The 13,566-nt window shown below is 36.0% G+C and carries 5 protein-coding genes; all 5 read left to right on the forward strand.

Features of this window, described 5'->3' with window-relative positions; translation table 11 throughout:
• The first annotated feature begins 77 nt into the window (after positions 1-77).
• Complete coding sequence (locus AB8B65_RS07990; RefSeq protein ID WP_405300367.1) at positions 78-5,306, forward strand: hypothetical protein; 5,229 nt, start codon at positions 78-80, stop codon at positions 5,304-5,306.
• Positions 5,307-5,312: 6 nt separating this feature from the next.
• Positions 5,313-7,058, forward strand: a complete 1,746-nt coding sequence (locus tag AB8B65_RS07995; protein WP_405300368.1) for a contractile injection system tape measure protein — start codon at positions 5,313-5,315, stop codon at positions 7,056-7,058.
• A 27-nt stretch (positions 7,059-7,085) separates the two neighbouring features.
• Entirely contained in the window at positions 7,086-11,375 is a 4,290-nt protein-coding gene (locus tag AB8B65_RS08000; RefSeq protein WP_405300369.1) for a hypothetical protein, read from the forward strand.
• 7 nt (positions 11,376-11,382) lie between these two features.
• The gene (locus AB8B65_RS08005) at positions 11,383-12,255 is read left to right on the forward strand and encodes an Imm49 family immunity protein (RefSeq protein ID WP_405300370.1); all 873 of its coding nucleotides are present in this window, start codon (positions 11,383-11,385) and stop codon (positions 12,253-12,255) included.
• Positions 12,256-12,475: 220 nt separating this feature from the next.
• The coding region (locus AB8B65_RS08010; RefSeq protein ID WP_405300371.1) for an ATP-binding protein at positions 12,476-13,566 on the forward strand (1,091 nt) is incomplete at its 3' end.

Consider the following 13,566-nt stretch of genomic DNA (forward strand, 5'->3'; position numbering starts at 1 on the left):
AAAGATTTCTGCACAAGCAGAAACAAGTCTAAAAGCAAAGCGATTCTAACAAAAATCATTCAAAAAATAAAATACAGATGAAAACAATAGAAAAAAAAGAACCGTATTTACAGACTTTGAATACTCAAGGCAATATTTATGAAGAATTTTTGCCAGATCAAGTATTAACGCATAAAAATCTAAATAAAGTTGTAAATTACTTCGAAGATCAAGATCGCTTAAGTCGTGTGTACTTAATTGGTGTTGGAGTTGGATGTGGTTTAAATATTGTTTCATACACAAACGCATACATAGAAATTGGCCAAGGAGTTGGAATTACCTCCGATGGCGACATAATAAAATCTGAAACACGTAGATTTCACTACTATTCGGTACTAACAGATAGAGCATCTTATGAACTATTTAATGGACTACAGGTATATGAGATCTACGAACAAGAGGGAGCGGGACGTCTTAACGACGAGCTTCCGCTCTCCTCTTTTACTAGTAATGAATTTGGATCGCTCAAAGATTACATTCTAATCGCGTATGCAGAAGCATATACCGAAGATGAAGGTTTGTGCGGCAGTAGCGGTTGCGACGAAACAGGAAACAAAGTATACAACAATATCAAATTTCTGTTAGTCCACAAAAACAACAAAAATCAGCTCATTGCGGCTGATACTATTTACAATAGTCACGATGTACTCTCTTATTATGACACGCTTCCAGAATTGTGTATGCCACGTTTATTATTAACGAAAGACAACACGACTTCAGGAATCTCAATTCACAATCAATTTACATCCAGTTTTTCGCTTAAAGCGGATTTGTACGATGGTATTACAACTATTATTGATCGTTTTGATCATCGAATCAATTTTGCAAGATACGGCGTAAATATCCCGCAAATAACAGCTTATTTTGATGATATTTTTGTGGTACAGGAAGAACCGTTCATTCAATACAAATATGACTTACTCAAAGATTTAATAGATACCTACAGAGAAATAAGAGAACTTGTATTACACACACGTTTTGAATGTGTGGCAAACTTAAAAGCATTTCCAAAACACTTACTCTTAGGAACCTTAGAAGAACAAACACGTTTACAAACGCGCCATGAATTCTATCCGTCACCAACGGTTTCGGAAAACGATGAAAACTTACTATCAATCAAAGCGTTATGTATTAAATTCTTCAATCAGTTAAAAGAATACAAAATACCAAACGTAAGTTCTGCGGCAGTAAAAATAACGCCGTCAAAAAGTTACGAATTCAAACTCAGCGAACGTTCTATTCCGTATTATTACGAAACAAAAAATTCGCTCATATCCAATTGGAATCCAGTTTCCATTCAACAGCGAAAGCCAAAAAATCAACTAGGATTTCATGTATCCAATCTAAAAAACATACCGTGTATTCAAAAACCATTAGAATACAGTCATTTAGATAAAGATTTCTATAGAATAGAAGGACATATAGGAAAAGATTTCCGTTTGGCATTACGAAAAGTAAATGCGCTAAAAGCGACGTACAACTTGGCTTTTGATGTAAAAACGGTCAGTATAGGATTTCCTGTCAACAAAGTTTCGCTTGACGATGACAAATGTGACACAAAAGACTATGCAATTTTACTAAAAACTTGGGAACAAGAGTTTTTATGTACGGCAGAAAATGCAACCGCATTCTTTGAAAAATACCAATTCAATCAGCCAGGTGTCAACGATACAAGTACTACTGTGTACACGCTTGCTACACAAGAGCCAAGCATGGAATTGGTACAATTACTCAACAGAAATGCAACCACAAATACAACCACAAATCCAGGTAAAATAACAGGGAAAAGTACCAACTTCACTGAAACAACAAACAGTGTAGGTGATGATTTACAAGATGCGGTACAAGATGTAGCTCAAGTAGAATCGGCTTACGAAACCTCCATACAATTTGCAATCAACGAAGCATACATGAACATAGGAACGGCAAATATTCCAGCAGGATATTTAGCCGCAGTTGCATTAGGAATAGTTGATCAATCATCAGACACGGTAGATCGTAGCGATGATAATTTCTTCTACACGCAAACACCTATCAAAATAATTGCGGGTTTAGCAGATATCAAGCGTAACTTTTTACAATCGTTAGATGAAGTATATGTTACAGAAAAGTGGACAGCACTCAACAACGCCATCACTGTTTTATGCACAGATATTGACCAGGTATTATTTGCCATATCGGAAGCGGGAGACAATACCGTTTTTGGAACACAAACACACGATAAAATGTACGAATATTTTATCTATGAACTTTCCAAACTATGCTGTCTCAAAGAAAAAATTGCATGGCTTAAAGAACAAATAGACGAGATACGAAACAATCTCTACAGAGAAGTTATCTTATCAAAACTCATAGAAAAACATCCAGGAGCCGAGCACATGGCAGGCGTGCCAAAAGGAGGAACATTCCTTATGGTATATCTTGGCGGAACTGAAGAACTCTTAGAAGATGATAGTGTTTTAAGTCAATTCAATGGAATTGTACAGTTCGATTTTGCCTTACCATATATGTGTTGTTCAGATTGTCCACCAGAAACCATTGTGTACAATGCAGAACCAGACATTACACTCGCTATAGCGAAAACAAAATACTGTTTACCAACTGATGAAGGACAAGAAAATTTCATCATTAGTCCAACAGATGGAGTAGTCACTTCTCCGGAAGGCGACGCATTTATTGTAGCGACTGATTCAGGATATGCGTTTGATCCATCATTAGTTCCAGACGATTTACTTGGTCAGCCACTAACATTCTTAGTAAACGGAACAACACCAATTACACCTTTAGAAACCTGTGTGTACAAACTGCCGACAGATAGTACAACAACAAGCGAATTTTTATCTTGGGATGAAACAGGCATCAACTTAGACTTAAACGTAAGTCATGGTTTAGAAGCACAAAGTTACCTTTCGTATGTGTGGAATCGTGCAGATGGATCTGAAATAGGAACCACCAAAACCATTACAGCAGCAGCTTTTAATAATCCTGGGGCTACTTTTCAAGAAACAATTACAGTTACCATTGGAGTAGAAGGAAGTCCTGTAGCATGTACGATTACAACTGAATTAGAACTAGATTTTTCAAGACCTGAAGAAAACAGTGTAACTGTTTCGCCAATTACATGTCACAGGCTTACGGAAACAACGCCAGCTTGGGTATCAATTGCAGTGACACCATTTGAAGCAGCGTTAACATCGCCACAAAGGCCCATAGATGGTGAAAGTTTTATAGAACAAGATGGTGGAGGAAACTATTTCCTAAATCCTGCAAAAGTGCCAAACGAACTAGCAGGCGTACCAATCACATTTGCTGTAAATGGCGAAATTGTGGATGGTGTATCAACGATAGTTGCAAAATTACCATTCGCAATAAATACGGACATGTTACCAAGTTTTAGTGTCGTAAGTTGGGATGAAACTGGTGTAAATGTAAATATTAGAGCTTCACACGACTTTCAAGGTGTAGATTACATAAGATACAGATGGTTCGATCTAAATAATGAAAATACAGAAATAGCAACTACAAGAAACCTTCCAAATTTTAGAATAGAAAATGGTGGCGCAAGTACAGTTGCTATAAATTATAGACTTGAAATGAGCGTCATTGGGTTGGAAGAATTTTGTGTAGAAAGTTTCTTTGTAAATCATACTGCCGAAAGACCTAGCTTAGAAATACCAAGCGGAATCTGTTTTGGACAATCGATAGAATTAGATGTAAACGCAGACGATATAGTTACAACTTCATTAGATAACAATGTAATTCAAAATATCTCTGATATCATTACTTTCGAATCAGGATTGGTATTAAATACAGACATTGATTCAGACATTGAAATCTTTCTAAATGGTTCGCCAGTCGGAACAACAAGAGTATATAAACTTCCAATAGAAAGCGATATTGACAGGGGTTTTGAAGTTGATCGTTGGGACGGAAATGATTTAATTGTAAATCTTGAATATGATGTAAGAATACCAGATGTTATCAATCCAGGAAGTTACTTAGAAGCAAAATGGTTTGATGGCAACGGAGGTCTAATTTCACAAACAGCAGGACACAGAATAGCTGGAAATGGAGATACCATCAATGTCACTTACAAATTGGTCATTTGCGTAAGAGCAGATTTATTAGATAATCCACCTTGCGAAACTGCCGCAATCAATGTAATTATAAATCAAGATCCTCCTAGAGATGAATTGCCTACAGATTTAGGCTTAGAAGACAGATACTGTTGGAAAGAAGGAGATCCTGCGCTAAACATTTCCATTCCTGTAGTGCCAAATGATTTTATCATAACATCGCCGCAAGGAAGCAGTTTTATAAGACAAAATACAAATACACATACATTTATTGCGTCTAGCGCACCAAACGGTGGTTTGGGAACTCCAATTCAATTCCAAATAAATGGTACAGACGTAGATTCAACAAGAGTATTCAAATTACCAGCAGAAAATACCATCGCACACGATCTTGCAAATTCACGATTTATAAATGGAGCCTACGAATTTAAATTCAGTCATACTTTCGATGACAAAGACTATTTTGAATATGATGTAACCGATGCTTCAACAGGAGAAGTAATAGGAGAAATAGCACCTGGCGTATTCAAAGTTTCAGCAGATAACGCTATCAATAGACGATTTAGTGTACGCATATTTATTGCAGGTCTTTGTTCCACAGAAAAAATTACAATAACAGTTGCCGATAATATAGATTCGGGAGGACCTAGCCCTACAACTAGTTTTAGAAACCTTAACTGTAGCAATTCGTATACGAACAGACTAACAGAATTAGGTGTTAATACAAGTGTAGTAAGCCTAGAAGCAGTATTTGAAAATGAAGCATACAAGGATGCAATTACGAATGATGTAGTTACTCCAATGAAAAATCTTATTAAATTGATGGAAACATCTTCTAATGTAAGCAATGATAGCATTTCAGGAATAAATCAAATCAACAATTTGCGTACTGAACTGGATAGAAGTTTCCTAAGAAGTCCAAACTTTAGAGGTGACAAAAGACCAATCCTAGCATTAGACGAACTCTTAGAAATCATGTCTTTAGAGTTATTACGTTGTGTAGACGAAAACAATAGTGAAGTTACAACGATCTACAACAGTCTAATTATAGCTTCTAACGACAGAGATGCCGATTATGGAACCGAGACAACACGATCAAAAATAACACAAGAATATCTAAACACGTTTGACACCAAAGACGATGCATTTAAAAATACACTGTCGAATACATTCACAAAAAGTAATCGATAAGAAACAATGCATACAATCCATAACATAGCTTTTGAAGTAGACATAAACTACGACAATTCATTAGTCTCTTGGGAGCAATATTATGTCGATTTTTTCCAAGAAAGATTAATGCCGCGAGTCGAACGTATATGTGATGATTGGGACAAAAAATACCCAAACTCAAAATGTGCTATCGATACAATTGATATCAATGTTGAGGTAAATAGTCTAGATTTGGAAGTCTTACAAAAAGAAATCACTAAGCAAATCAGTCAACAAATCAGCAACATTCGTTCAGATGGTAGCAATACAGAAGGAACGCTTGTTGCTACAATTACCCAACAAAAATCACCTTTTGAGGCATTAGTAAGCTATTTAACAACTGGAATATTGCCTGCACATATTTCTGTAAAAGCTTTTAAAGAATGGTTGGGCGCTGTTGCGGAATTTACTTTGATAGAAAAAAGCGAGCTCATGTCTTTATTTTCAGTAAAAACAGAAGCTATAGAACGTATGTTATCGCTACTGCGGAATGATTATGAAAAACTGTCAACAATCATCAACAATAAACAACAAATAACAGCGCAATACGTAACGCTTGAAACGACTTTCTTTCAGAAACTTTTAAAAGTACTTTGTGCACAGTTCAAACTCACATACAAAGCGGAAGAAGCTGCAATTTGGTATAAAACCTTAGGATTTAGCAGTTCATTACCACAATTCTCAAAAACCTTTTTACAGCTCTTACAACCAAAAGCTGCTGCAGAAAGCAAACGGCTTACAAAAATAGAAGAAACGCAGTTGTCTGTATTAGTATTGCAAGCAATTACGCAGTATGAACAAGGAAAAAATCTAGATGTAAAAGCGTCAAAAATTGCAACGATTATCAATATAGAAGCATCAAAATCGCAAAAAGCCAATACTTCAATCACAAAATCAGTTCACAAAAATCCTACAGAAGAAACGGATGTAAAAGCAACAGAAAAAGAATCGAATAAGGTTGAGGTTAAAGCATCTAAAAACAACAAGAACAAAGTAGCACAAACAGAATCCGAGAAGTCTCAAACAAAGCTACAGCAAAACGGAGAAGTTTCAGAAGAAACGCTTAAAAACACTGAAACAAGCAAGGCAACAACGACGAAAAAATCAGAAGAAAAAACAATACAAACAAACGAGTCAAATCTCGCGAAAGCGAATATAAAAGAGTATACGGAAACAAGCTCTAAAACTGAAAACTTGCAAGAGAACAACGTAATAACGCGAAAATCAATTACAAAAGATATTCCGTTAAGCACTGAAAAAGCAGGATTAATACTCTTACATCCGTTTTTAGTGCGATTTTTTGGCGGAGTTGGAATACTTACAGAAGACAATAAAATCAATGACATTGGTAAAGCGTGTATGTTGTTACACTTCTTAGCAACCGAAACGGAAGAAGTGACAGACTTAGAACTGACACTCGAAAAAATCCTTTTAGGAATTCCATTAGAAACAGTGGTTAATTACCAAACTCCATTAACTGAAGAGGACAAAAAGCTTTGTGAAGAATTGCTAAAAGCTGTCTTAGAACATTGGGTTGTACTTAAAAAAAGTACCATAAATACCTTACGAGATATGTTTCTAAAACGAGAAGGAGAATTGACCATAACTAATGACAGTATCAAACTAAAAATAAATCGTGTAGCACAAGATGTTTTACTAGACAAAGTTCCTTGGAATATCAGTTTAATCCGCCTAAAATGGATGAAAAAAATGATGCATATAGAATGGTAACTCATACTTAGAATCACTCACAAAACAATGAATACAGCGCGCGCTCAAAAAAATACAACTGACAAATCGAAAGGAAATTCCTCTCGATCGAGCATGTTTATTGCGCCAACTCAACTAAAAAAAAATAAAGAAAATACAAGCGCAAAAGAAGAAACAGACTTATTTATAGTTCCTACACGTCAACAAGCTCAAGATACACAACAAACCACAGAAACTACAAATTCCTCTTTCATACAAAGTTCTTCTCAAACAGCAGCATCAATACCTAACATCCAAGACAAAGAAGAGCAAAAAGAAGAAACTACAGAAACGCAAACACAGGAAACTACACAAGAATCTAGTAAAGAACCATCGAGTATAGTTGAGAAAGCAAAAACAAATGAAGTAGCTGGAAAACCAGAAGCTAAAACGAAAGCTGAGACTAAAACTGCTAAAGGAAAAGGAACTAAAGCTGGCGGTGGAGGCGGAAAAGCGTATGCTGCTCCAAATGGATCAGAAGGAGGTATACCAGAAGTAGAGGCAGTAAAAGAAGATGACGGACCTGTAGCATTACCTACAGAAAACAGCAAAGTATATGCTGACGGATTGGTAAGTCAAACACCTTCGAATTTTATGAAAGGTGTAAAACAATCCAGTACAACCTTAGCGGAAGTTCAAAAAAATGAACAAAATACACTAAGCGATTCGTTACCAGAAATAGAACAACCAACAGGAATTCCAACAAAATCTGCGGCGCTAAAGGAAAAATCTAAAGCAACATCTGAGAAAGTTGGCGAACAAATAAAAGGAGACAAATCAATACTGGGCGACCTTACTCCAAAAGGAAAAGTAGAAGGTGAAAAAATAGCGACAGAAAGTATACAACCTCCTAGTTCAGTGATGGCGCGTATTCGAAGTTTCTTCGGATTTGGAAAAAGCGGAAGTGATGAAGACCGTAAATCGCAAATAAAAAGCGGAATTAACAACTTACCAACTTCCGAAAGTGTAAACACAAGTCCAGGAGAAAAACCAGCGGTAGACCTAAAAGGACAAGCTGATCCGAACAAGAATAAGGAAAACTTTGACGAATCTGAAGCAACGACTAACAAAGAGCAAAATAAAAATTTAGCAGAAAGCAAACTCTACAAAGGAGAAGATGACATTTACCCAGAAATGGAACTAGAAATGATGTCACCAACAGTCGAATTATCAACGCCTCCAGATACAGCAGCACTTTCAGAAGAAATACCAAATGTATCTGCCGAAGTAAAAAATAGCTTTGATACACAAGCAAAATCGTATATAGATCAAGAACTTGAACCTGACATGCAAAAGCAAAATGCGGAGTATGAAAAAATGCAGGCAGATCAAGAAAAAGAACGCCAACAATCAGAGCAAGACATTGATGCAGAAACTGAACGTGTAAAGAAAGAACAAGAAACTGCGCAAAACGATGCAAAATCTGATGTTGAAGGGCAACGAGCAGAATGGAAACAGGAAAATGAAAATGTAAAGAAAGAATACAGCGAAAAATCGGAGGCTGAAAAGAAAAAGGTTGATGGTGATATTGATACGCAAGTAAAAGATGCAGATTCTAAAATTACCAAAGAGTACGATAGCGCTAAAAAAGAAGCAGACAAAGAAGTAAATAAAACCGACCAAGAAGCAGCTGCTAAAAAAGCACAAGCCAAAAAAGACTCTGAAAAGAAAAGTTGGTGGGACAGAGCTATTGATGCCGTAAGTAGCTTCTTTGACAAATTAAAAGAAGGACTCAATAAACTCTTTGATGGCTTACGAAAACTGGTAAAAGGTCTTATTGAAGCTGCTAAAAAACTAGCAAACAAACTCATTGATCTTGCCAGAGATGCGATTGTTGGAATGATAAAAGCCTTTGGAGAAGCCTTGAAAGCCTTTGTAAATGTAGCTCTAGCAGCATTTCCGAAGCTTCGAGATAAATTTAACGCAGCAATAGACAAAGCTGTAGATGTTGCTGTAAAAGCGGTAAACTTATTAGCGGAAGGACTCAAAAAAGCGGTGAATGCTTTACTAGACTTACTTGGAGCAGTTTTAGATGCCATACTAGCCGCATATCAAGCCTTGTATAATTTATTGCTTGACGCGATGAAATTTTTAACTGTTGGATTGATAAAAGTTATTCGATTCTTATGGAACCTTCAAGTAGGAGCGTGGTATGCGCCAGGACAATTCTTTGGCGCATTGGCAGAAGTGGCTTTAGGAGGAAATCCAGCAGAACCGTTAAAGAATTTTGAAGTTCCACTAGGACAAGAAGAAGCTTGGGCAGCTGCAATGGGTAAAAATTCAGGAGAGCAAACGGCAGATGCGGCGAGTGCAACACAACCAATTCCAGAAGCATTACAATCGGTGCTTACCAAATCACAATTAAGTAATAGTGATGTAGAGATAGAGCCATATCCAGCAGTAACTTTAGAACCAGAATTAATTTCAGGTTTACCACCAATGCAAGATGGCGTTCCGCTAGAATTAGGTGGAGCAGGAGCAGATGCAGTCACTGCAAGAGACTTACAATCATCTGCAGCAGATTCTGCAGGATACGCATTGCCGCAACAAGTAGAACAATCTGCTGATGAAAGTGCAGGAGCAGCAAATCAATCTATGGATGAAGCAGCGGAAAAGCCAGATCCTGATTGGATTAATATGACTGATCCGGCAAAACTAGATCATTACAATGCACAGATGTTGGTAGAATCGGAAGAAGTTGGAAATGCAGAGCCACAACCAGGAAAAGTAGCTTCCACACCAAATATGGACAACGATCCAGCAACCTTAATCACAAAAACAGGACGTTTAGACATCGCAACTCGTTTAGCGTTTATGGGAACTCAAATGATGACAGGATTACAAGTATTTTGGAATAAAAACAAAGTATGGATTATTGCCGCGCTAGTTGCCGCATTAATTGCTGCTGGACTTATAGCATTCTTTACAGGTGGTGCAGGACTAGTAGCCGCAGTAGATATCATTGTAAAAGCAATGGTTATCATCTTTGGTGCGTATGCAGTATTCCAAGCCATGGGACATATATGGGATTATGTGAAAAAAGCTTGGGCAGGAGATGCCGTTGGAGCAGGAAAATCGTTGGCAATGGCAATGGCTGTTATTGTGATGGAATTCTTATTAGATAAGATTCTACTGGGAATGGGGAAAGTTTTCAAACGTATTATAGCAGCAGCAAAAGTGACACGAGCTGGACAAAAGGTAATGAAAGGAGTCAACTTTATTCGTAAAGGAGTTACCAAGACAGGAAATGTCATCAAAAAAGGAGTTGCCAGAATAAAAAATACACGTTTGGCAATCCGTATACAAGGAGCTGTTGGAAAAGGAACTAAAAAATTAAGTAACTTACGTCAGAAAATTTTAGACAAATTTAAGTTTAAAAGAATTTGGCTTAAGAAAAGCGGAAAGTGGATTGAGCTTTGGGCTGAATTTAACCCAGATTTTCTATTGTCTAGAACAGATCCTGATACAGGAGATGAAATCAAAGTTAATGCGGATAATAGGTTTGACCCTAAAAATCAAGCACAATGGCAGAGAAAAGCGGATGGAACGTATGAAGTGAAAGTAGATGCAAATTCTCCATGGGAAAGTGCCACGAAAGTAGACGATAAAATAGATACACCAGCCAAGTATTATGAAGGAGCAGATAAAAAAGTTATACAGGATACTTATACACGTAATAGACCTACCAAACAAGCTGATATAGACAATTTACCGGAACTTGATAAAAAGATACTAAAAGCAGAAGCAGATCGTGTTAAAATTGATGCAGAAATAAAAGCAAGTAAAACACCAGAAGTAGAAGCGGCATTAAAGAAAAAGAAGGCGAATCAAGATTTAACACCAGATGAGCAAGCGCTACTTGATGCACATCATAAAATAGCGAATAAAAAAGTTAAAAATAGTGAAAAAATTGGTGATACAGGCGCAGAAGATGCCATCAAAAAGAAGCATTCAGACATAAAAAAAACGCATACACATGAGGGACCAGGAGTATTTGATCAAGTACATAAAACTGAATCTGGAGAATTCATTATAGTTGAAGCAAAAGGAGGTAGTTCTAAATTAGGATCAGCAAAACATAAAGGTTCTCGTGTAGAACAAGGAACAGCTGAATATTTTGAATATGTTATTGACAGAATGCAAAGTTCTGGTGGAGCTAAGAAGGAGCTTGCAGATGAAATGATGAAAAACTATAGACTCAATGGTGGTTTTGACCAAATAAAATTTTATAAAGCTGAAACACCGATTAACTCTAAAGGTTTAGCAATGGATACAATACTTACAGAATTTAGATTATAAAATAATTATGGGAAATAAACTAGTATTTAACAATTGGGACGAAGAGTCTTTTAAAAATGATTACGACAACAACTTCATTGATTTTGAAAACCAAATGATGAAAGTTGCTAAAACGAATCCAAAAACATCTCACAGTCTATTCGCCTGTGCCATATTATGGTTTGCTTTAAAATATATTGACAAAAAAGAAGCTAGTTCAGACGAATTAGTAAACTATATGAAACTAGCAATGCAAGGCGCATACGCACATATTCTTACGGAAATGAATCTTGGTAAGTCTCAGGAAGTTTGGATTGATCAAGAACTAGTAACATTAGAAAAAGAAGCTTCAACCCATAAAACTGACGTAGCTACTTTGGTAGATATATATGATATTGCTTGTATTTGTAGATGTGAAAAAGTTAAAAAAATCATTATAAATCAAATTGACCCAGGCCCATTTTTTCATAATTCTAACTTGTCAAAATCCTATTATTATTCCTTGTATTATCTCGAAAAAACAGATTCTAAAAACAATACAAATTTAGTACAAAAACAATTTGAGGAAGTTCGAACAAAGGCAGCGGCAGTTTATGAAAATGATAATGAATGGAAAAAATGGTATGAAAAATATTTATTACCAACTATCAAGCTCCGTGAAGTATTAATGATTGGAAATGAAGTAGATTTTAATATTCAACTTCAAGAAGTACTTAATAAAGACAGAGAGTTAAAAGATGTTTCTCCAAAAGTTATGAATCCCAACAACTGGATTCCATGGGAAATCAATTCTCTAGCCTGTAGAGCACATGACAAAGGTTGGAAAATAACGGTGGAAGATAGTAGATTGTTAAAATTTCTTGTTGAAGGAAAATGCAATGTTACTAGTTTAGAACCTTGAGATACAACTTTATAAGTTATCCAAAATAAGTTATACGGTATATCCAAAACTATTTTTGTCATATAAAAAAGCAAAAATTAAAATAGAAGTATAGAAAAAAGGAAAACACCCTTAAAAAAAGTGTTTCAACTGTTTTACAAAACATAAAATCTTCTTTTATTTAAACGTAAAAAATTAACCATTAAAAGAGTTATTTCACCACAAAAAATCCTTGTAAACCATGACTGTAGAACTTATAGATTATATAAAACAAGTCGTACGATTTCGATTGGTCGAAATTTCAGGAAGCGATGATGAAGTTACATTCCCAAGTTTTGACTTTGCTAATGACGATTCTGAGTTTTCAAGATTTGTAACAGAAAACAACTTTCAAATCTTTGAAATACTAATACTGTTGCTCTCAATGTTACCATATATTGCACCAGGTTTTTTAACCAATATACTTTCTGAATATTTTCCTGACGGAAGCGACTTTCCAGAATTTGGAGGCGTAAAAGGAACGCAATATCGCGGTATATTGCCAACTGGCGAAACTGCCATATTTATTGTAGTAGGAACAAACTACAGAGCAAGAAACTTTATCATTTCTATATTTAATGAAGAACATGCTTTTGCTAAAAAATCAATTTTAAGATTAGGAAATGTGCCTTTGGGTGAACCTAAAATTAGTGGGAATTTATTGTTAGATTTTGAATATGTGGAATTGTTCGTGTACGGTTCGGTTTCAAAACCAAAACTAAGTCAAGACTTCCCAGCAGAATTATTAGAAACAGAAATGGAATGGGACGATTTAGTCCTAAATCAAAAAACGCTCGATGAAGTCAACAATGTACTCGTATGGATGGAACACAATGAAACCTTGCTGAACGACTTCAACATGAAAGACAAAATCAAACCAGGTTACAAAGTCATGTTTTTTGGTTCGCCAGGCGTTGGAAAAACGCTCACGGCAAGTTTGATGGGAAAACACACGGGAAAAGATGTCTATCGAATCGATTTATCTTTAGTAATATCCAAATACATTGGAGAAACCGAAAAAAATCTTTCCAATCTCTTCAACAAAGCCAAAAATAAAGATTGGATTCTCTTCTTTGACGAAGCTGATGCTATCTTCGGAAAACGTACAGGTGTGCGTGATGCACATGACAAATACGCCAACCAAGAAGTTTCGTATTTACTACAACGTATAGAATCACATTCAGGCTTGGTCATTTTAGCATCTAACTATCGTAGTAATATTGACAAAGCTTTTACCAGAAGATTCCAATCCATTATTGACTTTGAAAGCCCAGGAATTCCTGAGCGTTTGGA

Source organism: Kordia sp., from assembly GCF_045105435.1.
Classification (GTDB): domain Bacteria; phylum Bacteroidota; class Bacteroidia; order Flavobacteriales; family Flavobacteriaceae; genus Kordia.